The following is a 22,865-nucleotide window of genomic DNA, read 5'->3' as shown; positions in this document are numbered from 1 at the left end:
TGGGCGAAGGCGCACAGCATGGGTCCCATATTGGCACGCCCGGCAATGGGCCGAGTCGTCGCGCACGCCGATGCCCAGTCGCGTAGCGTGAGCGAGATGTTGGGGTTGCCGGATTCGATTACCGTCGCGCTTTTCGACCTGGACGGGGTACTTACCGATACCGCTTCCGTGCACCTGACGGCGTGGACCGAGGCGTTCAACGACTTCCTCGCCCACGTCACCGACGCCGACGGAAACACCCCGGTGCCGTTCACCGATGCCGACTACCTCGCCCACGTCGACGGCCGGCCCCGTGAGGACGGCATCACCGCCTTCCTCACCGCCCGTCACATCACCGTCGACGACGCGGCCGTCGCCAAGCTGGCACAAGACAAGAACGACCGCTTCCTGGCCATCCTGGACCGCGACGGGGTGACCCCCTACCCCGACGCGGTCGCCTACCTGCAGGCGGCGCGCGACGCGGGTCTGGGCATCGCGGTCGTCACCTCCTCGAAGAACGGCGGGCCCGTGTTGGAGGCCGCCGGACTAACCGGTTTCGTGACCCACCGCGTCGACGGCAACGTCATCGTCGAGCGCGGCCTGAAGGGCAAGCCAGCGCCCGACTCGTTCCTCCTCGGCGCCGAGCTGATGGGTGTGGGAGTCGAGCACGCCGCTGTGTTCGAGGACGCCGTCTCCGGGGTCGCCGCCGGGGCCGCCGGCGGCTTTCCCACCGTCGTGGGCGTGGACAGAACCGGCGGAACTGAACAGCCGAGCCCGCATGCGAAGTCGCTTGCCGCCAACGGCGCCACCATCGTCGTCACCAGTCTGGACCAGTTGCGCCAGCCGGAAGGAGCACCACAATGAGCCACCCGTTCCCCGATCCGCACGGCCCCGTGCGCGAGATGGGTTTCGAGGTCCACCCGTGGCAGCTCAAGTGGAACGGCCTGCGGGTCGACATGCTCTCGCGCACCGAATCGCTGTTCGCGCTGTCCAACGGGCACATCGGCCTGCGCGGCACCTTCGAGGAGGGTGAGCCGACCGATCTGCCCGGGTCCTACCTCAACGGGTTCTACGAGCTGCGCGACCTGCCCTACGCCGAATCCGGCTACGGCTACCCCGAATCGGGCCAGACCGTCGTCAACGTCACCGACGGCAAGATCATCCGACTCCTGGTCGAAGACGAGCCGATGGACCTGCGGTACGGGACCACCGAGGAGCACTCGCGCACCCTGGACTTCCGCACCGGCACGCTGCGCCGCGAGACAGTGTGGACCTCGCCGACGGGGCGCCGGGTGCGCATCCGCTCGGAACGGCTCGTGTCGTTCACCAAGCGCGCGATCGCCGCCATCCACTACGAAGTGGAGCCGCTCAGCGAGGACATGACCCTCGTGCTGCAATCCGACCTGCTCGCCAACGAGCCGATCCCGATTCCGGGCAACGACCCCCGTCTGGCGGCCGCGCTCGACGCTCCGTTGGTGGCCGACCTGGCCGACTCGCACGGGTACTCGGCGGTCCTGGTGCACCACACGCGCAACTCCCAGTTGCACATGGCCGCGGGCATGGACCACACGCTGGAGATGCCGTCGGACGCCCAGACCTCGATCCGCGCCGACGGTGACCTGGCGCGCCTGACGATCTCCACCACCGTGCCGCGCGGGCAGAAGGTGTCGCTGACCAAGTACATCGGCTACGGCTGGTCGGGCCGCCGCAGCGTGCCCGCGCTGCGCGCACAGGTCGAGGCGGCACTCGCCCTGGCCGTCGACACCGGGTGGGAGGAGCTGGTCGCCCAGCAGACCGCCTTCCTCGACGACTTCTGGCATTCTGCCGACATCGAGCTCGACGGTGACCCGGAGCTGCAGCAGGCGGTCCGCTTCGCACTGTTCCACGTGCTGCAGGCCGGCGCACGCGGCGAGTCGCGCGCCATCCCGGCCAAGGGCCTGACCGGGCCCGGTTACGACGGGCACGCGTTCTGGGACACCGAGAGCTTCGTGTTGCCGATGCTGACCTACACCCTGCCCGCTGCAGCCGGTGAGGAACTGCGCTGGCGGCACGCCACGATGGACAAGGCCAAGGCGCGCGCCGCAGAGCTGGGCCAGAAGGGCGCCATGTTCCCGTGGCGCTCCATCAACGGCGACGAGTGCTCGGGCTACTGGCCGGCGGGAACGGCGGGCGTGCACGTCAGCGCCGACATCGCCAACGCTGTCGCCAAGTACCTCAATGCCACCGGCGACGAGCAGTTCGACGTCGAGTGCGGCGTGGAACTGCTGGTGGAAACCGCACGCCTGTTCTCGGGCACCGGGCACTTCGACATGCATAACGAGTTCCGCATCGACGGCGTGACCGGGCCCGACGAGTACACGGCGATCGTCAACAACAACGTGTTCACCAACCTCGCCGTGCAGCAGAACCTGCGCGACGCGGTGTCCGCGGTCCACCGCCAGCCCGAGGTGGCGCGCGCCCTGGGCGTCACCGACGAGGAGACGGCGCGCTGGGAGGCCGCTGCTGACGCGATGGCGATCCCCTACGACGAGAAGCTCGAAGTCCACCCGCAGTGCGAGTCGTTCACCCTCCTGGGGCAGTGGGATTTCGAGGGCTCCAAAGACCGCTACCCGCTGCTGCTGAACTACCCGTACTTCGACCTGTACCGCAAACAGGTCGTCAAGCAGGCCGACCTCGTCTTCGCCATGTACACCCGCGGCGACGTATTCGACGACGCCGCCAAGAAGCGCAACTTCGACTACTACTACCCGCTCACGGTCCGCGACTCGTCGCTGTCGGCGTGTTGTGAGGCAGTCGTGGCCGCCGAAGTGGGCTATCTGGAACTGGCCTACGACCTGATGTGCGAGTCGGTGTTCACCGACCTGCACGACCTGCACGCCAACGTCGCGTCGGGGCTCCACATCGCCGCCCTGGCGGGCGCGTGGACCGACTGCGTCGCCGGATTCGGCGGCATGCGCGACTTCGACGGCAACATCACCTTCGCGCCGCGCCTGCCGAAGCGGTTGAACTACATGTCGTTCCGCATGATCGTGCGCGGGTCGTCGATCGTCGTCGCCGTCGACCGCGACTCGGCGACGTACCGGTTGCTCTCGGGTCCGCCGATCGAACTGGCCCACCACGGCGAGAAGTTCCTCCTGGAGGAAGACACCCCGGTGACCAAGAAGATCGCCAAGCGCCCCGCCCTCGTCGCCCCGCAGGCACCTCCGGGCTGCGCCCCCTACCAGCGCCCCGAGTAGCGACGCAGACAGCAGACAGGGCGGCCCGACGTCAACGGGCCGCCCTGTCGCCTTGCGTGGCTACGCCATCGTCACCGGTCGGTGTAGCACACCCATTCCCAACCATCTTTCTCTTGACTTACCGTGGTGCCGTAACCATACGACTGACTGGCACAACAATACGACTGACTGGTACGCTAATCGTACAGTTGACTGGGGTCAAGGAGTGCCGCGTGGAGCGAACTCACCCCGGATCGGGCGATAAGCTCGCATGGTGGCCCCCAGGATGACCGCGGCGGATCGTCAGCGACAGCTGGTCCAGACAGCGGTGGAATTGGCCGAACAGTCTGGTTTTGCGGCCTTTTCCATGCGCGATGTGGCGTCGGCAGCGGGCGTCTCGCTGGGTACGCTCCAACACTTCTTCCCGAGCAAAGACGGCCTCATCCGAGCGGTGGCTTTGTCGCTCGCCGACCAGGTGGTCCAAGTGGCCTCCGCGCTACCGGACGTGTCCAGCAAGCTCCGCGGACTTGCCGCCCTCGAGGAGCTACTGAACCAGGCGATCGAGGGGTGGTGGTCCATCATCTCCTCGACGCCGAAGCGTCGACTGGTCACCTACGAGATCGCCACCGGCGCGGTCCGCGGCGGCGGTGACGTCCGGGCCACAGCGTTGACCCAGTATCGGCTCAACACCCGGTACGTGACGACCATGATCGCCAGTTGCGCAGACGTTGCCGGCGTCACCTGGTCGGCCGACGTCGAGGAGGTCGGCTTGCTGGCGATGAACTACCTCGACGGCTATGTCCTGCGCTGGCTGCTCGAGCCGGACTCGCCGCACCTGACCAGTCAGCGCCGTACGCTCGTGCGCGCGATCGTGGGATTGGCCGTCGAGTAATCTGACGGGCACTATGGCCAGCCACCCTTCACACGGCGACAACCGCCCGTACTACCTCACGACGGCGATCGCCTACCCCAACGGCGCCCCCCACATCGGCCACGCTTACGAGTACATCTCCGCCGATGCGCTCGCACGCTTCAAGCGCCTCGACGGCTTCGATGTCCGCTTCCTCACCGGCACCGACGTGCACGGGCAGAAGATGCAGCAGACCGCGCAGCGCGAGGGCATCCCGACGGCCGAGCTCGCGACGCGCAACTCCGACGAGTTCGAGGCGCTGCAGCGGCGGCTGGGATCGAGTTTCGACCGGTTCATCCGCACTTCCGACGACGACCACAAGCGCGCATCCACCGAGATCTGGAACCGGATGGCCGCGACCGGCGACATCTACCTGGACAAGTACTCCGGCTGGTACGACGTGCGCGACGAGACGTTCTACGCCGAGGGTGACACCGTGCTGGGCGACGACGGTCAGCGCGTCGCCGCCGACACCGGGCACGTGGTCACCTGGACCGAGGAACAGACGTACTTCTTCCGACTCTCGGCCTACACCGATCGCCTGCTGGCCCTCTACGACGAGGACCCCGACTTCCTGGGCCCCGACACCCGGCGCAACGAGATCGTCAGCTTCCTGCGCGGTGGACTCACCGACCTGTCGATCTCGCGGACTACGTTCGACTGGGGCGTGCCCGTCCCCGACCATCCCGACCACGTCATGTACGTGTGGGTGGACGCCCTGACCAACTACCTGACCGGCGTCGGTTTCCCCGACGACCCCGCGCTGTTCGACCGGTACTGGCCCGCCGACCTGCACGTGATCGGCAAGGACATCATCCGGTTCCACTGCATCTACTGGCCCGCGTTCCTGATGAGCGCCGGGATCGAGCTGCCCAAACGCGTGTTCGCGCACGGCTTCCTGTTCAACAACGGCGAAAAGATGAGCAAGTCGGTCGGCAACGTCGTCGACCCGGTCGAGTTGATCGACGCGTTCGGCCTCGACCCGGTGCGCTACTTCTTCCTGCGGGAGGTGCCCTACGGCCAGGACGGCTCGTACTCGGCGTCGTCGATGGTCGCGCGCATCAACGCCGACCTCGCCAACGAGTTCGGCAACCTCGCCCAGCGCACGTCGTCGATGATCGGCAAGTACTTCGACTCCGCACTGCCCGCCCCCGGCGACTACACCGATGTCGATACCGCATTGCTGAACCGCTTGGACGGGTTGCTGCCGACGGTGCGCGCACACTTCGACGCCCAGGCGATCCACCTGGGCCTCGAGACGCTGTGGCAGACGCTGGCCGAGACGAACCGCTACATCTCGGCACAGGAGCCGTGGAAGCTGGCCAAGACCGACCTCGAGCGCACCGGGACCGTCCTCTACGTCTGCGCCGAGGCCGTTCGCGTCGTAGCGCTGCTGGCGCAACCGGTGATGCCTGCGTCGTGCGCGACGATCCTCGACCAACTCGCCGTCGACGCCGGTGACCGCGATTTCACCGCCGTCAGCGCCCGCTTGGAGCCGGGCACAGTCCTGCCCAAGCCGGTGCCCGTCTTCCCGCGCCTCGAAGCGCCCACGCAGGACTGATCGGCGATGAGCCCCAGCGCGCTCGACGTGCTGCGGTCGCTGCACCACCACTGCACCGGTGCCGGCCTACCGCCACCGGCCGCACTGATCGGCTCCTGGTACGGCGCCGACGCCGTCATCGCCCCGTCGGTCGAGATCGTGGCGGGGCTGGCGCCGCCCGACGATCCTGACCGGTTCTGGTTCGGGTACCTGGGGTTCCCGGTGAACGCCTCCAAGGCACCGTTCCCCACCGCCGCAGGCGGCCTCGTCGACGGGGTGCTCCTGCTGCGCGACGGGCAGTGGTCGTGGACCGACGTGACCGGCGCCGACGCGCCCGACTGGGTGACCGGTGCGCTGCGGTGGTCGGGTCCTGACGATGGTGGTCGAGTGACCGCGAGGCACGAGCGGTCGTATCGAGACCCCGAGCCCATAGCCCACTGGCAAACGCCCTCGGCGCACCGCCGCGATGAGCACCGGCGCGCCGTGACGAACGCTCTGGAGGCAATCGGCGCGGGCGAAATCTATCAGGCCTGCATCTGCACCCGCTTCGACGGCGTACTCGACGGCGACCCCGTCGACTTCTTCGGAGCGGTCGCCGCCGCCACCGCACCCCGCAAAGCCGCGTTCCTCCAAGGAGATTGGGGTACGGTCGCCAGCTTCTCCCCCGAAACGTTCCTGAACCGCCGCGACGGCGCAGTCACCTCGTCGCCGATCAAGGGGACGCTGCCCGCCCATGGCGACCCGCGCGACCTCGCCATGTCGGTGAAGGACGTCGCCGAGAACGTGATGATCGTCGACCTCGTCCGCAACGATCTCGGCCGGGTAGCGGCGGTCGGCTCGGTGACCGTGCCCGAGCTACTGACCGTCGTCGGGGCACCGGGCGTGTGGCACCTGGTGTCGACGGTGCGCGCCGAACTTTCCGACCACATTGGCAACGACGCGCTACTCGAGGCGACGTTCCCCCCGGCGTCGGTGACCGGGACCCCCAAGATCCGCGCCGCCGAGCTGATAGCGCAGTGGGAACCGCTATCGCGCGGGGTGTATTGCGGCGCCATCGGTATCGCCGGCCCCGAACACGCGCTGGACCTCTCGGTGGCCATCCGCACCGTCGAGATCGACGCCGACGGGCAGATGCGCCTGGGAGTCGGTGGCGGAATCACCATCGACTCCGACGTGGACCGCGAATGGCAGGAATGCTTGGACAAGGCGGTTGCCATCGTCGACGCACTGCCGATACCGCCGTAGCGCGGTACCGTCGCGCCATGAAGGTCTACGAGTGCAAGGTGTGCGGGAACCGCCTCTACTTCGAGAACTCGGTGTGCGTGGGCTGCGGCACCTATCTCGGCTTCTCGCGCGCGGACGACGACATCGTGCCGGTCGACAGTCACGGCGTCTACGTCGACGCGCGGGGCACGCAGCAGCATGTGTGCCGCAACCTCGACCTGTCGGGGTGCACCTGGCTCACCGAGGTCGAAGGCGGCCAATGCAGCGCCTGCGCGATGACCCGCACCCGTCCCAGCGACGCCGACGCGAAGGGGATCGCGGAGTTCCCCGTCGCCGAGCGCGCCAAGCGCCAGCTGCTCGCCGAACTCGACCGCCTCGGGTTCGTCGTCGCCGATCGAGCCACCGACCCCGAGCGCGGCCTGTGCTTCGACATGCTGTCCAGCGTCGACGAGAACGTCGTCATCGGGCACGCCGACGGGGTGATCACCATCGACCTCGCCGAGGCCGACGACGCTCACCGCGAACAGGTCCGCGACCGGTTGGACGAGCCGTACCGCACGATGCTCGGGCACCTGCGCCACGAGTCCGGCCACTACTTCGAGTGGATCCTCGTCGACGGCACCGACCGGCAGGAGCGTTGCCGCGAGTTGTTCGGCGACGACACCGTCTCCTACCAGGACGCGATCGACCGGCACTACGAGCAGGGCCCGCCGGCCGACTGGGCGGCGTCCTACATCTCCACCTACGCAACGATGCACCCGTACGAGGACTTCGCCGAGACGTGGGCGCACTACCTGCACATCTGCGACACCGTCGAATCGGCGGTGGCGACCGGGCTGATCGTCACACCGACCGACGATGTGCGCACGCCGTTCTCCCGACTGGTCACGACCGTCTGGTCACCACTGTCGTTGAGCCTCAACCTGATCAACCGGTCGATGGGCGACGACGACCTCTACCCGTTCGTCATCCCCGCGCCGGTGCTGGACAAGCTGGATTTTGTCGCCAGTCTGCGCCCGGCCTGACTCCGCTCAGTCACGGTCTGCGACGACCGCGTCGTAGAGTTCCTTCTTCGAGGCCCCGGTCGCCCCCGCGACCTGCGCGCATGCCTCCTTGAGGCGCATCCCCTGCTCGACGAGCGCCGCCACCTGGTCCACCAGGTCTTCGACGACCGGTTCGGCTGCGACGGCGGGCGCCAGCACGACGGTGATCTCGCCGCGCACGCCGTCGGCCGCCCAGGCGGCCACCTCGGCGAGGGTGCCGCGCCGGATCTCCTCGTAGGTCTTGGTGAGCTCGCGGCAGACGGCGATGCGACGGTCCGGGCCGAGCACGTCGACGGCGTCGGTGAGGGTGTCGGCCAAGCGATGGGGTGAGTCGAAGAACACGGCGGTGCGCGGTTCGTCGGCCAACTGTGCCAACCACTTTCGGCGTGCACCGGACTTGCGGGGCGCGAAGCCGTCGAAGCAGAACCGCTCGCACGGCAGGCCCGAGACCGCCAGGGCAGTCGTGACCGCCGACGGCCCGGGCAGGCAGGTGATCGGCAGCCCCGCGTCGGCGCATGCAGCGACGAGTCGGAAGCCGGGATCGCTGACCGACGGCATACCCGCGTCGGTGACCACGAGGACCGTCTGGCCTTCCTCGATAGCTTCGACGAGTCCAGGGGTGCGCGCGGCCTCCACCTGGTCGTAGTAACTCACCACACGGCCGGTGATCGTCACGCCCAGTGCCGCGGCCAGCGCCTTGGTACGGCGCGTGTCCTCGGCGGCGACGATGTCGGCCGTCTCCAGCGCTGCGCGCAGCCGCGGCGAGGCGTCGTCGTAAGTGCCCATCGGCGTCGCCGCCAACACCAACCGACCGGAGTCACCCTCTCCCCGCTGCGCTCGACCGTCAGATCCCCCTCGCTGCGCTCGACCCGTCATGGTTGACCAGCCTAGGCGCACTCGCACAGTCGGCCACTACCATCGACCGGGTGACCACCGCCGACGACACCACCGCCGGCAATTGGCTCGTGGTGGCCCCGCCGGGCAGTGGCCGCATCGCGACCGCGGGCCTGGCGACGAACGGCTCCCCCGAGGACCTCGGCCGCTCCCCCGGCCCAACCATTCCGGCCCCGGTGTTCGGCGCACCCGACCGGCGCCGCGGCCTACTCGTCGGCATCGTCATCGCCCTGATCGCCGCCGTCACCCGACTGTGGGACCTGACGCACCCCACCGACAAGGGCACGCCGGTCTTCGATGAGAAGCACTACGCCCCGCAGGGCTGGCAGGTGCTCCACGGTGGCAACTGGATCGAGGACAACCCGGCCTACGGGCTGGTGGTGCACCCCCCGGTCGGGAAGTGGATGCTCGCGGCCGGGCAGGCCGTGTTCGGCTACGGCCCGATGGGCTGGCGCATCATGCCGGCGCTGTGCGGGATCGCCATCGTCGTGATGATCTACTGCGCCGCCCGCCGGATCTCGCGATCGACCCTCGTCGGGGCGATGGCTGGCCTCCTCGCGATCTGCGACGGCGTCCTGTTCGTGCAGTCCCGGATCGGCATGCTCGACATCTTCCAGGCCTTCTTCGTCGTCGCCGCGTTCACCGCGCTGCTCGCCGACCGCGACCAAATGCGCCGCCGCCTCGACACCGCCTACCACGCCGGCCTCATCGGGGCGTCGCCCTACGGCCCCCGCTTCGGGTTCCGGTGGTACCGCTTCACCGCCGGTGTGATGCTCGGCCTCGCGTGCGGCACCAAGTGGTCGGGCATCTACTTCGTCGTCGCGTTCACCCTGTTGTCGCTGGCGTTCGACGTCGCAGCGCGTCGCGCCTACCGGGTGCAACGGCCATGGCTGGGTGTGCTGCGCCGCGATGTAGTGCCGTCGTCACTGAGCCTGGCTGTGATGCCGGCACTGATCTACCTCGCGACGTTCGCCCCGTGGTTCGCCTCGGAGACCGCCGTCTACCGCTATCAGGTCAGTGCCGGCGATCCCGGTCCGCCGGGCTGGCTGCCCGCCGCGTGGCGATCGCTCTGGTACTACCAGTCGGGCATCCTCAAATTCCACGAGGGCCTGACGAGTTCGGCCGGCAACCACCACCCGTGGGAGTCGAAGCCGTGGACGTGGCCGATGGGCCTGCGGCCAATGCTCTACGCAGTCGAGACGGGCCCGGACCGGTGCGGCGGCAGCGGTTGCATGCGGGTGCAGATGCTCATCGGCACCCCGGCGATCTGGTGGTTGGCGCTGCCCGTCCTCGCGTGGTCGCTGTGGGCATTCCTCGGCCGTCGCGACTGGCGTTACGGTGCCGTCCTGGTCGGCTATGCCGCGGCGTTCGCACCCTGGTTCGCCAACATCGACCGTCAGATGTACTTCTTCTACGCGACGGTGATGGCACCGTTCCTGGTGATCCTGGTGGCACTGTGCCTCGGCGACATCCTGCGCCACGCCGCCGGCCTGCCCAAGCGCCGCGACGGCTCACCGTCGGACCGCCAGATCCTTCTCGTCGGCCTCGTCGCGGTCTACCTGGCGCTGGTGGTCGTCAACTTCGCGTGGCTGTGGCCGGTGCTGGCCGGCGTACCCATCACCAAGTTGCACTGGCACCAGGAGATCTGGTTGCCCAGCTGGTCGTAGCGGTTCTAGCCGAAGCGAGACGGCCGCTCAGGCCCGCACGATCATGACCGGCGCCTCGGCGTGCTGCAGCACCTTCTGGCTCGTGGAGCCGAGCAGCATGCCCTTGAACCCACCCCGACCGCGGCTGCCGACGACGATCAGCGACGCCCCGCGGTCCTTGGCGACGTCGAGGATCGCCTTACTCGGGTCGTCGGGGACGACGACGCGCTCGACTGCCACGTCCGGGTAGTCCTGGCTGTAGCCGGCCATCCGCTCGGCGACGGCCTCGGTCGCCTCGGCGCTCATCCGCTCCACGGCCTCCGGCTCGATGCCGAAGCCGTACAGCGCATCCGCGTCGAGCTGGGCCCAGGTGTGCACCGCGACGAGCGGGACGCCCAGCGAATCCGCCTGGCGGTACGCCTGCTGCACCGCGGGGTCGCTGATCGGGGTGTCACCGACGCCGACGACGACCGGCCCGCTGCCCGGATCACCGCCGATGACGACAACGCGACCGTGGTAGTGGGCGGCCAGGGTGACGCCGACCGACCCGAGCAGCAGTCCCTTCACGCCACCGAGGCGACGGGTGCCGATGACGATCGCCGTGGCGTCCTTACCCACTTCCAACAGCGTGCGTGCGGCGTCGCCCTCGCCGACGCTGGTGCGGATCCGCAGGTCTGGCTCGGCCTCCAGCGCCGCGGAGGCGGCGTTGGTGACGGCATCCTTGGCCTCACCGGCGATCGCCTCGACGACCTCCTGCGGGATGACCAACCCGGGGGCGTAATTGCTCGTGCTGGCGTCGTAGGCGCCGACGATGTGCAGTTCTGAATCCTCCCGGGCCGCCAGCGACGCGGCCCATCGGGCGGCGTGCAGTGAGGTATCGGTGTTGTCGACTCCGACGACGACTGTGGGCATTGCGCTCCTCCTCGAATGGCTTCACTGAAATTGGGATCCGGCCCCGGCAATTCCATCGTGGTCCCAGCCGGTGCACCCGTCAATGAAAGCCGCCCTGACGTAGGGTGAATCGGGACGAACTGCCCGTCGTCGACGCGGATCCCCAGCCGACCGCGGCCCCCGATCGACCCCATCTCAGATTGAGGAGCGTTTCCCCGTGACCACCGATCCGACCGTCCGGCGCGCGTTCATCCACGGGTCGCTCACGGTCGCGCTCGCGCTGCTCGCACTGATCGCCGGGGTCGCGGCTGACGGGGCGCTGCGCACGGTTCTGCTGGCCGCGTGTCCGTTGATCACCCTGGCCGGCGCTATCGCCGCCGGCGTGCGGACCTATCGGTCGTGGAAAGTCGACGACAAGTGGCCGGTCTGGCAGGGCCTGCTGTGGTTCCTGCTGATGACAACGCTGCTGCTGTTCATGAGCGTCGGGCCCACCGTGTTGGGGTTGTCCGACGAGTGAACCGCGACCGGTGAGTCCTATTGCGTCCGGTACAGGTCGATAGTGATCTGCTCGGCGTCGAGCCGGGCGAGTGCCTCGGTGAGGACTTGGGCGCCGTAGCTCCCCTCATCGCGCAGCTCGAGCAGTTCGCCGCGCTGGGCGTCGATCATCGCCTGGCGTAGCACAACGAACTCGGTGCGTCCCAACATGCGAACGCTCCCCTCTTCGGAGTCCTCCGAGCGCAAAACGGCGTCACGGACCCGCCGGTAGCGCTCCGGCTCGGTGGCGTAGCGCGCCTTGAGGTCGTCCACGACGACGGCGCGCAGCCTCCTTCGCAGATCGGCACGCTCGGCGTCGGCCTCCCCGTCGTCGGGTTGGACGCCCAGCCATCGCACCAGCGGTCCCAACGTAAGGCCTTGCACGATCAACGATCCGACGGCCACCAGGAAGGCGATCAGGACCAGCAGCGAGCGCGACGTCGTATCGACGGGCAGCGTCTGGGCGGCGGCCACCGTGACTGCTCCGCGCATCCCGGCCCAGACGACGATGGTCGATTCGCGCCAGCCCAACGGGGAAGAGACGTAATAGTCGACGTCGGCGATCTTGCGGTTGACCCGCCGCATCTTTCCCGTCTCGTCGGCGGGAAGCCGGTCGCCGAATTCGCGCAACTTCGGTGCAAGACGGTCAACACGACGTGCACGGCGGGCCAACCACAACGCCATCGGCCCGACGAACACCGCACGCAGGAGCACCACCGCCACAAGGACCGAAACCGCGACCACCAGCGCGTCCGACAGGCGGCCGCCGTCGCGGTGGACGTGGGAGACGAGGGCCGACATCTCCAAGCCGACGAGGAGGAACACACCGCCCTCGAGCAGCAACTCGAGCGTGCGCCAATTCTGCACGTCCGACATGCGCTGAGCGGCGCTGAGGTGATTGGCCGCCCCGGCGCCGACGATGATGCCGGCCGCGACCGAGGCGACGAGTCCGGAGGCCTCGATGTGCTCGGCCGGCAGATAAGCGGCGTAGGGCACGGTGAACGAGAGTGCCGTGCACACCGTCGAGTTACTCAGCTTCGAGGCCACGAACAGGAACGCCTTGCCCACCACGAAACCGATCACGACGGCACCGACCACACGAAGTCGCCGAACGCTCCACCCACCGATACACCCGCCGCCGCCGCCGCGATCGCGGTGCGCAACAGGACCAGGGCGGTCGCGTCGTTGAGGAGGCTTTCGCCCTCCAGGATCGCCACGATCCGGCTCGGCGCCCCCAGCTTCTTGATCATCTGCGTGGCCACCGCGTCGGTCGGCGAGACGATGGCGCCGATCGCGATCCCCGTCCACAACGACACGTCGGGCAACAGTGCGTGCACCAGAAACCCGATCGCAACCGCGCTGAACACCACCAGCGCCACCGAGAGTGCCCCGATGGGTGCGAGGTTGCGCCGGAACTCCATCGTCGGCATCGACACTGCGGCTGAATACAGGAGCGGCGGCAGCACGCCGATGAGGATCCACTCGGGGTGCAGGGACACGTTGGGCACCCACGGCAGCATGGTCACGAGCAGACCCCCGACCACCAGGATCAGCGGTGGCGCGATCGCCAAGCGAGGACCGATCGAATTCGCCGCCGCGATGGCCACGACACTGAGTGTGAGGACGAAAACGATATCCATGGGCGTATTGTGCCGCGTCCGGTGTCTGGAGGACGGGCTCAGTCGAAGCGCTGAACCGTGTCCTGCGACAGGTACGGCGCCCAGCCCGGATCGCCGGTCTTCGCGAAGGCCACCCAGGCACCGTGCATGGCGTCGGCCACGGCCTGCGGCGCGTCGGGACCGGTAAGTCGCTCCGCGTCGGCGAGGTGGTCGAAGACGTAGGGGATCTCCACTGCGTGTCCGGCGCCGATGTTCGCAGGCTCGTTGGGGACTCCGAACTCGTAGAGGTAGGTCTGCTCGTCGGGCCGCAGTTGCGCCAATTGCAGCGAACCGGCGCGGAAGGCGACCTCGGTGAGCGTCATGCACAGCGCGTCGCCGGCGGTGGCGCCCTCCGCGAGGTGGTCGTCGAACACCCGCACCGCCTGCGGGTTGCTGCGCAGCATCCCGCGCGCGAACTCGGGCGTCGCGTTGCCGGCCACGCCGGTGGGGACCAGGAAGAAGCGGAACTCGTCGGCGTTCCACCCGGTGATCAGGGGGACGCCCGCACCAGCCCCGGCGGCGATGGACGCGACGGGAAGGTTGGGCAAGACATCACCGTCGACGACGGGGATCGTCGACATGATCCCCATGCCGGTGGCGACGACGGTCGCACCGAAGATCTCCGGGTCGGGGTTGAGCATCATCTCCATCGCCATGTCGGTCTGCGCCTTGAGCAGCGCGGCCCCGTCCACCGAGCCGAGCCCGGCCACGTCGGGGGTGACGCCGAGCAGTCCGGCGACCCGGGCGGTCACCTTGCGGGCATCCTCGACGGCGACGGCGGCCGATCCGTTTCCGCTCTGCATGATCGCGCGTCCGAACAGGCCCTGCGCGAGCGGTGACGACAACAGAGACGCCACACTCATCGCGCCGGCCGACTCGCCGAAGATGGTGACCTGCGACGGGTCACCACCGAACGCGGCGATGTTGTCGCGCACCCACTCGAGCGCCGCGATCTGATCGAGAAACCCACGGTTCTCCGGTGCGCCTTCCACCGACGCGAATCCGGGCACCCCGAGTCGGTAGTTCACTCCGACGAGCACGACGCCGTCGCGGGCGAAGGCGTCGCCGTTGTAGATCGACAACCGGTTGGACCCTCGGCCGAAGGCACCGCCGTGGATCCAGACCATCACCGGCAGCCCCGATGCCGACGGGTCCGGCGTCCACACGTTGACGTTGAGGTAGTCCTCGCCGAACTCGATGGCGTTGTCCAGCAGCGCGGCGATCGGGGCCGGGTAGCCGACCTGCGGTGCCGTCGGGCCGTAGGCGGTCGCGTCGCGGACACCGTCCCACGCCTGGACCGGGCCGGGCGCGGCGAAGGCTGCCGCGCCGGTCGGCGGGGCCGCGAACGGTATCCCCAGGAATGCGGCCACCCCGTCGGTGACGGTGCCGCGCACCGCTCCGGAGGCGACGGTGACGATCGGATGGGCAGTGGATTCTGCGGTGTCGGCCATGGCACCCAACCTACCGACGCGCGATGGTCGGCCGGGCGGTTTCTTGTGGCGCCACCAGGCTGTGTGGCGGGAGGTTCCGCCGGGCAACTAAGGTTGCGCTTACCTCAGTTGCGAAGGATTTCCCATGTCCCGTGGATTCAACGGCGCGATGATGCGCGCATTCGGCGCGCGCGACCATGTCGTCACCGTCACCGGCATCGCCGACCTCACCCCGCACTGCAAGCGGATCTCGTTCCACTCCGACACGTTGTTCGACGAGGCGGACGATTTCCCGACCGCATTCGTCCGCGGGTGGTTCCCCGACGGGAAGGGCAAGGAGTTCCAGCGCGCCTACACCTTCTCCTCGGCCGACACCGAGACCGGCGACTTCACGATGGATTTCGTGCTGCACGAACCGGCGGGCCCAGCATCGCAGTGGGCCGTCGACGCCCGTCCCGGCGACACACTGTCGGTGATGTGGATGAGCGCCATGCCGTTCGAGGTGCCGCCGGAGAACCCGCCGTCGGGCTATCTGCTGGTCGGCGACTCGGCGTCACTACCGGCCATGAACACCGTCATCGCGACGATCCCCGACGACATCCCGATCGAGCTGTACTTCGAGCAGCACGACCCGCACGACCGCGCCCTCCCGATGACCGCTCACCCGCGCCTGCGCGTGCACTGGGTGCAGCGCGGCGATACGACGACCCTGGCCGCCGCCTTGGAGAACCGCGACTGGTCCGACTGGTACATGTGGGCCGGGCCGGAGACCGGCACGCTCAAGGAGGTCCGCAAACGCACCAAGGAGTTCGGCTTCCCGAAAGCCGAGACCTACACCCACGGCTACTGGGCGCAGGGCAAGGCGATGGGCAAGGAACGCGACCCGCAGGCTGAGGGCGAGCTGACAACCGCGGCACCCGCCGTCGAGACAGTCGAACCCGAGGTCACGGCCTCCGCCGCCGACCCCGCGGTACAGGGAAAGTGGCGCGCCGCGGGCGCCGGACGGCTGCTGGCGCCGCTGAAGGGCACGCTGATCGTCGCCGGCCTGCTGCAGGCCATGGTCACACTGCTGCAGCTGGCCCCATACGTCCTGCTGGTCGGGCTGGGCCGGCGGATTCTCACCAACGAGCCCACCGAGCGACTGTGGTCCGTCGGGATCTGGGCGCTGATCCTGCTGGGCGCGGGCCTGCTCCTGCAATCCGCGCTCACCGTGTGGCTGCACACCGTCGACGCGCGGTTCTCCCGCAACCTGCGCCGGGAGCTGCTCGCCAAACTGGCGCGACTTCCGTTGGGGTGGTTCACCGGGCGCAGTTCGGGCAACGTCAAGACTCTCATCGCCGACAACACCGCGTCGCTGCACTACCTGGTTACCCACGCGGTCATGGACGCCGTCGCGGCGGTCGTCGCACCGGTCGCCGTCCTGGTCTACTTGTTCATCTGCGACTGGCGCATCGCCCTGTTCCTCTTCATCCCGGTGGTGTTCTACATCGTCACGATGTGGCGGATGATGGCCCAGTCCGGGTCGAAGATCCCACAAGCACAGTCGTGGGCCGATCACCTGAACGGCGAGGCGGCCACCTACCTCGACGCGCAGCCGGTCATCCGCACCTTCGGCGGGACCATGGCGTCTCGCTTCCGCCGCACCCTCGAGGACTACATCGAGTTCCTCAAGGGCTGGCAGGGCCCGTTCATCAAGGCGAAGACGCTGATGGACCTGGTCACCCGGCCCACCACCTTCCTGTGGCTGATCGTGGCGGTGGGCACGTGGTTCGTGGTCACCGACCGCATCAACGCCATCGACTTGCTGCCCTTCCTGTTCCTCGGCACGACCTTCGGCGCGCGCCTGCTCGGCATCGGCTACGGAATCGGTGGCATCCGCACCGGCACCATCGCCGCGCGCGACATCCAGGACGTGCTCGAAGAGCCGGAGCTGGTCGTCGCACCGGACCCGCAGCATCCGGGGCCGGTGCCCGACGTCGAGTTCCGCAACGTCACCTTCGGCTACCGCCTCGACAACCCGGTGGTGCGCGATGTCTCCTTGCACCTGCGGCCGGGCACCGTCACCGCGCTGGTCGGGCCGTCGGGTTCGGGCAAGTCCACGCTGGCCTCGCTACTCGCCCGCTTCTACGACGTCGACTCCGGCTCGATCAGTATCGGTGGCGCCGACCTGCGGTCGATGCCGACCGACGAGTTGTACCAGCACCTGGGCTTCGTGCTCCAGCAGTCCCAATTGGTCAACGGGACCGTCGCGGAGAACATCGCGCTCGCAGTGCCGGGGGCGACGCGGGAGCAGATCATCGAAGCCGCCCGCGTGGCCAACATCGCCGAGCGGATCGAGCAGATGCCCCGGGGTTACGACACACCGCTGGGCCCCGATGCCGCGCTCTCGGGCGGCGAACTGCAGCGACTCACCATCGCCCGGGCGATCCTCGCCGATGCCCCGATCCTGGTGCTCGACGAGGCGACCGCATTCGCCGACCCCGAGTCGGAGTACCTCGTGCAACAGTCGCTGAGCCGCCTCGCGGCCGGCCGAACGGTACTGGTCATCGCCCACCGACTGCACACCGTCACCGACGTCGACGCCATCGTCGTCGTCGACGGCGGCCAGATCGTCGAGACCGGCACACACGCCGAACTGCTGGCCGCCGGCGGGCGGTACCGCGCGCTGTGGGATTCCGCACACACCGGCACCGACGAACCCGTCCAGACGGCAGGAGCACACCGATGATCACGACCGTCCTTCGTCTCCTCCCGCCGGGAAGCCGCGGCGACGTCGCCCTCTTCACCGTTCTGGCCGTGCTATCCGTGATCGCCCGCGCAGCGTCGGCGGTGATCCTCATCCCTCTGGTGACCGCTCTCGTGAACCGCGACGACGATCGCGCGCTGTGGTGGTTGGGCGCGATCACCGTCGCCACTCTTGTCGGCTGGGCCGCCGACTGGTCGACCAACCAGGTCGGGTACCGGCTCGGTTTCGGAATGCTCAACTTCGGACAGCACTCGGTCTCCGAGCAACTGTCCCGCACTCGCCTGACCTGGTTCACACCGGACAACAAAACCATTGCCCGACAGGCGGTCTCGTCGACCGGGTCTGACCTGATCGGCGTGATCATCTACCTGATGGTGCCGATGCTGGCGGCCGTACTCCTGCCACTGGCGATCGGGATCGCACTGTTCGGCGTCGCCTGGCAACTGGCCGTCGTCGCGCTGATCGGCGTCCCCCTGGTCCTCGGGGCGATGTGGGCCAGTGGAGCGATTATCCGGCGCACCGACCGCGAGTTCGACGACTCCAATGCCGCACTCACCGAGCGCATCGTCGAGTTTGCCCGCACCCAGGCCGCCCTGCGCGTGTCCCGGCGCGTCGAACCCGAGCGCAGCCACGTCGGTGCGGCACTCGACCGTCAGCACGGCGCGTCGATGCGGATGGTCTTCATGCAGGTCCCCGGACAGATCCTGTTCACCCTGGTCAGCCAGTTGGCGCTGTTCGCCCTAGCCGGGACCGCCGCCTGGTTGTGGCACTGCGGGCAGTTGCAGGCCCCCGAGGCGGTCGCGCTCCTCGTCGTCGCCGTCCGCTACCTGGAGCCGTTCACGATCCTCGGCGACCTCTCCGTCGGGCTCGAGCACACTCAGTTGACGCTGCGCCACATCGCGACGGTGATCGCCGCCCCGACCGTCACGGACGGGCCGGTGCACGAGGCTCCGACCGGCGCGCCGCGCATCGAGCTCAAGAACGTGACCTTCGCGTACGGCGACGAACCTCCGGTCCTACAGGACTTCAACCTGACCCTGGAGCCGGGCACCGCGACGGCGGTCATCGGGGCGTCGGGATCGGGCAAGTCGACCATCCTCGGTTTGATCGCCGGACTCTACGAACCCGACAGCGGCCAAATCCTGTTCGACGGGGTCGACGCCGCGACCCTGGACCTGGCCGCGCGCCGCGCCTTGACCAGCGTCGTATTCCAACAGCCGTATCTGGCCGGCGGAACGATCGAGGAGAACATTCGCGCCGGCGACCCGACGGCGAGCGCCGAGCAGTTCGAATCGGCCAGTGCGCTGGCCCGCGTCGACGAGATCACTCAGCGCCTGCCCGACGGGTTCTCGTCTCAGGTCGGCGAAGGCGGTTCCGTGCTGTCGGGCGGTGAGCGTCAGCGAGTCAGCATCGCCCGCGCCCTGCTCAAACCGGCCCCCGTGCTCCTCATCGATGAGGCGACCAGCGCGTTGGACAACGAGAACGAACGGGCAGTCGTCGACGCTCTCTCCGCCGAGGACCGGCCGCGCACACGCGTCATCATCGCCCACCGGCAGGCGGGCATCCGCCACGCCGACCAGGTCGTCGTGATCGATGCCGGCCACATCGTCGAGGCGGGTGCGCCCGCTGAACTACTCGAGCAGGGCGGGCGCTTCGCAGAGTTCTGGGAGCACCAGAGCGCCAGCGCCGGCTGGAAGCTGACCACCGTCGAGTAGTTCCGTCGAATAGGTCATAGCCGACGCATAGCGGCGGCCAATCGGAGACCAATCTCGGGTGCCGACGATGAGTCCATGACACTCATCGAACCGGTACAGCGCACCGCAGCACAGGACTACGCGCGACCGCGGACCCGTCCCCACGTGGTGGCTGCCGCGGCCGACGCGGGCGTTCCCGTGCTGGACGTCGTGGTACCGGTCTTCAACGAGCAGGCCGCGTTGTCGGACTCGATCCGACGGTTGCACGGCTACCTGCTTGACCAGATCCCGTTCACGTTCGCGATCACCGTCGCCGACAACGCCAGCACCGACCGCACCCCGGCGATCGCCGCGGCGCTGGCGCGCGAAATACCCGAGGTCCGCTATCAGCGGCTTGAATTCAAGGGTCGGGGCGCGGCGCTGCACCACGCATGGTCGTCGTCGGACGCACCGGTGCTGGCCTACATGGACGTCGACCTGTCGACCGATCTGGCCGCCGTACTGCCGTTGATCGCGCCGCTGGTGTCCGGGCACTCCGACATCGCGATCGGCACGAGGCTCTCGCGCAGCGCCCGGGTCGTGCGGGGGCCGAAGCGCGAGATCATCTCCCGCTGCTACAACCTGATCCTGCGCTCCACCCTGTCCGCGCGCTTCTCCGACGCCCAGTGCGGGTTCAAGGCGATCCGCGCCGACGCCGCGGCGATGCTGTTGCCGCACGTCGCCGACACGGGCTGGTTCTTCGACACCGAACTGCTAGTCCTGGCCCACCGCTGCGGTCTGCGCATCCACGAGGTGCCGGTCGACTGGATCGACGACCCCGACAGCAGCGTCGACATCGTCGCAACGGCGGTCGCCGATCTGTTGGGGGTGGCCCGCCTGGTCCGGGGATTCGCCACCGGCGCCATCCCGATCCGCTCTCTGACCGCCCAGTTCCAGCCGCAACCCGATCCGCCCCCGCCACCGTCGCTGTTGCGCCAGGTCGTGTACTTCGCGACGGTCGGCGTGCTCAGCACCGTCGCCTTCCTGGCCTTGTTCCTCGTATTGCGCGACGCGTGGGGTCCGCAGGTGGCGAACTTCACCGCACTGCTGGTCACCGCCGTCGCCAATACGGCCGCCAACCGCCGGTTCACCTTCGGGGTGCGCGGCCGGGACGGCGTTGCCCGCCACCAGGCGCAGGGCATCGTCGTATTCGGCATCGGGTTGGCGCTGACCAGTGGCGCCCTGGCGCTGCTGCACCTGGCCACCGACCCACCCCGTGCAGTCGAAGTGGCAGTGCTGGTCCTGGCCAACCTGGCGGCCACCGTCGTGCGCTTCGTCCTGCTGCGCGGGTGGGTGTTCCGATCGCGCCACACCGCCGGCGCCGAACCCGTCACCTCTGTCTCGACCCAAGGAGATTCGCAATGACCGCCGCTATCGCTCGACCACACCTGCGGTGGGACCGCATCGCCCTCGGCGCGATCCTGGCGGTGACCGCCGTGATCTATCTCTGGGGACTGGGCTCGCTCGGCTGGGCTAACGAGTTCTACGCGACAGCCGTGCAGGCGGGGACGCAGAGCTGGAAGGCCTGGCTCTTCGGCTCCCTCGATGCGGGCAACGCGATCACCGTCGACAAGCCGCCGGTGTCGCTGTGGGCCATGGGCCTGTCCGGGCGGATCTTCGGTTTCAACACCTGGAGCATGCTGGTGCCGCAAGCACTGATGGGCGTCGCGACCGTGGCACTTCTCTACGCCGCGGTGCGCCGCTGCAGCGGGACCGGCGCCGGGCTGATCGCGGCGACCTCCCTCGCTCTGACGCCGGTGGCGGCGTTGATGTTCCGGTACAACAACCCCGACGCCCTGCTGGTACTGCTGATGGTGGCCGCGGCGTACTGCGTGGTGCGCGCCGTGGAGGCCAACCCGCTGCGCTGGACCGTGTTGGCCGGGGTCGCGGTCGGGTTCGCCTTCCTCACCAAGCTCATGCAAGCGCTACTTGTGGTGCCGGGGATGGCGGCTGTCCTGCTGCTCGCGCTGCCCGGATCGTTCTGGCACCGATTGCGGATCAGCCTCGTCGGGCTCGCCGCGATGGTCGTGTCCGGCGGTTGGCTCCTCGCGCTGGTCGCCCTTTGGCCGGCCGCAGCACGCCCCTACATCGGCGGTTCGACCGACAACAGCCTGCTGGAACTGGCCCTCGGGTACAACGGCGTCGGCCGCATATTCGGCGGCAGTGGCAACCCGACGACCGGTGGCGGTGGGCCGGGCGGACCCGGTGCCACGACTGGTCACGGTGGCTCCGGCGCGCTCGCGGCGGGCGGGGACGGCGGCGGGTTCCACCACAACGGTTTCGGTGGCTCTCCCGGTGCGACGAGGCTGTTCGGCGACTCCATGGGCGCTGAGATCTCATGGTTGTTGCCCGCGGCCTTGTTCTCTCTGATCGCGTGCCTCTGGCTGACGAGAAGGGCTGCGCGCACCGACCTCACGCGGGCAGCACTGATCCTGTGGGGCTCCTGGCTGCTGGTGACCGGCATCGTCTTCAGCACGATGAAGGGGATCATGCACCCCTATTACACCGTCGCGCTGGCGCCCGCGATCGCGGCGCTGGTCGGCATCGCCACGACCATGCTGTGGGCACGACGGAGCGCACCGGCGGCCCGGGTGGTGTTGGCAGTCATGATCGCGGCAACCGGGGCGTGGAGCTTCGTACTGCTGGCCCGAACGCCTGACTGGCTGCCGTGGCTGCGGTGGGTGTTGCTCGTCGGCGCCGGGTTAACCGTCGTAGCGCTGGTTCTGGGTAGTCGTCGAGACCGGTGGATGGCTGCGGTGGCCGCGTTCGCGCTGATCGTCGGGCTCGGCGGGACGGGCGCGTACACAGTGGCGACGATCAGCCAGTCCCACGGCAGCGGCTCGATGCCGACGTCGGGACCCAGCCGCGTCGACGACGGCGCCCGCGGCGGTGACGGTCACCGACCCGGCGCCGCCACAGCCGTATCGGATCAACTGATCGACAAGTTGACTGCCACCAATACCCGATGGGCCGCGGCGACAGTCGGGTCCCACTCGTCGGGTGCGCTCCAGTTGAGCAGTCGCCGACCGATCATGGCGATCGGCGGGTTCAACGGTGGCGACGACGCGCCCACGCTCGCACAGTTCAAGCAATATGTCCGCGACGGTCAGATCGCCTACTTCGTCGTCGACGACCGCGGTCCAGGCGGATCGTCGCACGGTCCCGGTAGAGCGCCGGGTGGTACGCCCGCAGGACCGGGTGGTGCCTGGAACGGTCGTGGCGGGGCATCGGGCCATCAGCCCGGCCGCACCGGCAGCGCATCGGCGATCACCGAGTGGGTGAAGGCCACCTACACGGCACAGACCGTCGACGGCACGACCGTCTACGACCTGCGGGACCAGACGAGAACGTCTCGGTGAGACAGGGATTAGGCCGAGGCCGCCGAGCGGGCACCGCCTCGGCTGCCGCGCCCGCGACCGCCG

General features: G+C 68.7%; 17 protein-coding genes. 12 read left to right on the top strand and 5 right to left on the bottom strand.

All coding sequences use genetic code 11. The features are described from left to right. Positions 1-96 precede the first annotated feature (96 nt). The 6 genes from B4L26_RS02225 to B4L26_RS02200 all read left to right on the top strand — a co-directional run bounded on the left by B4L26_RS02225 (position 97) and on the right by B4L26_RS02200 (position 7,893). On the top strand, positions 97-843 hold the full coding sequence (locus B4L26_RS02225; RefSeq protein WP_290715349.1) for an HAD family hydrolase: 747 nt from the start codon (positions 97-99) through the stop codon (positions 841-843). Continuing rightward, on the top strand, positions 840-3,215 hold the full coding sequence (locus B4L26_RS02220; protein WP_290715312.1) for a glycoside hydrolase family 65 protein: 2,376 nt from the start codon (positions 840-842) through the stop codon (positions 3,213-3,215). Before B4L26_RS02225 ends, B4L26_RS02220 begins: the two co-directional genes overlap by 4 nt. A 253-nt stretch (positions 3,216-3,468) precedes the next feature. Then, positions 3,469-4,086: a TetR/AcrR family transcriptional regulator gene (locus tag B4L26_RS02215; RefSeq protein WP_290715310.1), complete on the top strand. Its 618-nt coding sequence runs from the start codon at positions 3,469-3,471 to the stop codon at positions 4,084-4,086. A gap of 13 nt (positions 4,087-4,099) precedes the next feature. Further along, complete coding sequence (gene metG, locus B4L26_RS02210; RefSeq protein WP_290715308.1) at positions 4,100-5,665, top strand: methionine--tRNA ligase; 1,566 nt, start codon at positions 4,100-4,102, stop codon at positions 5,663-5,665. A gap of 6 nt (positions 5,666-5,671) precedes the next feature. Further along, on the top strand, positions 5,672-6,889 hold the full coding sequence (locus B4L26_RS02205) for an aminodeoxychorismate synthase component I (RefSeq protein ID WP_290715306.1): 1,218 nt from the start codon (positions 5,672-5,674) through the stop codon (positions 6,887-6,889). A gap of 17 nt (positions 6,890-6,906) precedes the next feature. Continuing rightward, positions 6,907-7,893, top strand: coding sequence for a zinc-binding metallopeptidase family protein (locus B4L26_RS02200; protein ID WP_290715304.1), 987 nt, complete (start codon positions 6,907-6,909; stop codon positions 7,891-7,893). A 6-nt stretch (positions 7,894-7,899) separates the two neighbouring features. Here the strand turns inward: B4L26_RS02200 and rsmI are convergent, their stop codons facing one another. Beyond that, on the bottom strand, positions 7,900-8,787 hold the full coding sequence (rsmI, locus tag B4L26_RS02195; RefSeq protein WP_290715303.1) for a 16S rRNA (cytidine(1402)-2'-O)-methyltransferase: 888 nt from the start codon (positions 8,785-8,787) through the stop codon (positions 7,900-7,902). 116 nt (positions 8,788-8,903) lie between these two features. Between rsmI and B4L26_RS02190 the strand changes: the two genes are divergently transcribed. After that, positions 8,904-10,472 carry a dolichyl-phosphate-mannose--protein mannosyltransferase gene (locus B4L26_RS02190; protein WP_409563546.1) on the top strand — a complete coding sequence of 523 codons (1,569 nt, stop codon included), beginning with the start codon at positions 8,904-8,906 and terminating at the stop codon, positions 10,470-10,472. Between the two features lie 27 nt (positions 10,473-10,499). Here B4L26_RS02190 and B4L26_RS02185 read toward each other — a convergent pair whose 3' ends face one another. After that, positions 10,500-11,363, bottom strand: coding sequence for a universal stress protein (locus tag B4L26_RS02185; protein WP_290715301.1), 864 nt, complete (start codon positions 11,361-11,363; stop codon positions 10,500-10,502). A 196-nt stretch (positions 11,364-11,559) separates the two neighbouring features. On the opposite strand from B4L26_RS02185, the gene B4L26_RS02180 reads away from it, so the two are divergent. After that, complete coding sequence (locus tag B4L26_RS02180; RefSeq protein WP_290715299.1) at positions 11,560-11,859, top strand: hypothetical protein; 300 nt, start codon at positions 11,560-11,562, stop codon at positions 11,857-11,859. Positions 11,860-11,876: 17 nt separating this feature from the next. Here the strand turns inward: B4L26_RS02180 and B4L26_RS02175 are convergent, their stop codons facing one another. From B4L26_RS02175 to B4L26_RS02170, 3 genes are read right to left on the bottom strand one after another with little or no spacing between them, the layout of a single operon-like run. Next, the gene (locus B4L26_RS02175) at positions 11,877-12,959 is read right to left on the bottom strand and encodes a cation:proton antiporter (protein WP_349680474.1); all 1,083 of its coding nucleotides are present in this window, start codon (positions 12,957-12,959) and stop codon (positions 11,877-11,879) included. Then, entirely contained in the window at positions 12,956-13,516 is a 561-nt protein-coding gene (locus tag B4L26_RS19055) for a cation:proton antiporter (RefSeq protein WP_324549348.1), read from the bottom strand. Before B4L26_RS19055 ends, B4L26_RS02175 begins: the two co-directional genes overlap by 4 nt. Positions 13,517-13,554: 38 nt before the next feature. Next, entirely contained in the window at positions 13,555-14,985 is a 1,431-nt protein-coding gene (locus B4L26_RS02170) for a carboxylesterase/lipase family protein (RefSeq protein ID WP_290715297.1), read from the bottom strand. Between the two features lie 124 nt (positions 14,986-15,109). On the opposite strand from B4L26_RS02170, the gene B4L26_RS02165 reads away from it, so the two are divergent. The 4 genes from B4L26_RS02165 to B4L26_RS02150 all read left to right on the top strand — a co-directional run bounded on the left by B4L26_RS02165 (position 15,110) and on the right by B4L26_RS02150 (position 22,802). Beyond that, positions 15,110-17,692 (top strand): ABC transporter ATP-binding protein/permease, encoded by a 2,583-nt coding sequence (locus B4L26_RS02165; protein ID WP_290715295.1) that lies wholly within the window; start codon positions 15,110-15,112, stop codon positions 17,690-17,692. Further along, positions 17,689-19,425: an ABC transporter ATP-binding protein gene (locus B4L26_RS02160; protein WP_290715293.1), complete on the top strand. Its 1,737-nt coding sequence runs from the start codon at positions 17,689-17,691 to the stop codon at positions 19,423-19,425. Before B4L26_RS02165 ends, B4L26_RS02160 begins: the two co-directional genes overlap by 4 nt. A 75-nt stretch (positions 19,426-19,500) precedes the next feature. After that, positions 19,501-20,808 (top strand): glycosyltransferase, encoded by a 1,308-nt coding sequence (locus B4L26_RS02155; RefSeq protein WP_290715291.1) that lies wholly within the window; start codon positions 19,501-19,503, stop codon positions 20,806-20,808. Further along, the gene (locus B4L26_RS02150; protein WP_290715288.1) at positions 20,805-22,802 is read left to right on the top strand and encodes a glycosyltransferase family 39 protein; all 1,998 of its coding nucleotides are present in this window, start codon (positions 20,805-20,807) and stop codon (positions 22,800-22,802) included. The genes B4L26_RS02155 and B4L26_RS02150 overlap by 4 nt, the downstream gene beginning before the upstream one ends. Positions 22,803-22,865 lie beyond the last annotated feature (63 nt).

The organism is Gordonia sp. UBA7599, from assembly GCA_002477755.1.
Classification (GTDB): domain Bacteria; phylum Actinomycetota; class Actinomycetes; order Mycobacteriales; family Mycobacteriaceae; genus Gordonia.
Note: the sequence above shows the minus strand (reverse complement) of the source record. Positions and strands in the feature narration are given on the sequence as shown.

Coding starts and splice junctions, on each gene's coding strand:
- B4L26_RS02225 (WP_290715349.1), top strand. CDS start 97: ATGTTGGGGTTGCCGGATTCGATTACCGTCGCGCTTTTCGACCTGGAC.
- B4L26_RS02220 (WP_290715312.1), top strand. CDS start 840: ATGAGCCACCCGTTCCCCGATCCGCACGGCCCCGTGCGCGAGATGGGT.
- metG (WP_290715308.1), top strand. CDS start 4,100: ATGGCCAGCCACCCTTCACACGGCGACAACCGCCCGTACTACCTCACG.
- B4L26_RS02205 (WP_290715306.1), top strand. CDS start 5,672: ATGAGCCCCAGCGCGCTCGACGTGCTGCGGTCGCTGCACCACCACTGC.
- B4L26_RS02200 (WP_290715304.1), top strand. CDS start 6,907: ATGAAGGTCTACGAGTGCAAGGTGTGCGGGAACCGCCTCTACTTCGAG.
- rsmI (WP_290715303.1), bottom strand. CDS start 8,787: ATGACGGGTCGAGCGCAGCGAGGGGGATCTGACGGTCGAGCGCAGCGG.
- B4L26_RS02185 (WP_290715301.1), bottom strand. CDS start 11,363: ATGCCCACAGTCGTCGTCGGAGTCGACAACACCGATACCTCACTGCAC.
- B4L26_RS19055 (WP_324549348.1), bottom strand. CDS start 13,516: ATGGATATCGTTTTCGTCCTCACACTCAGTGTCGTGGCCATCGCGGCG.
- B4L26_RS02170 (WP_290715297.1), bottom strand. CDS start 14,985: ATGGCCGACACCGCAGAATCCACTGCCCATCCGATCGTCACCGTCGCC.
- B4L26_RS02165 (WP_290715295.1), top strand. CDS start 15,110: ATGTCCCGTGGATTCAACGGCGCGATGATGCGCGCATTCGGCGCGCGC.
- B4L26_RS02160 (WP_290715293.1), top strand. CDS start 17,689: ATGATCACGACCGTCCTTCGTCTCCTCCCGCCGGGAAGCCGCGGCGAC.
- B4L26_RS02155 (WP_290715291.1), top strand. CDS start 19,501: ATGACACTCATCGAACCGGTACAGCGCACCGCAGCACAGGACTACGCG.
- B4L26_RS02150 (WP_290715288.1), top strand. CDS start 20,805: ATGACCGCCGCTATCGCTCGACCACACCTGCGGTGGGACCGCATCGCC.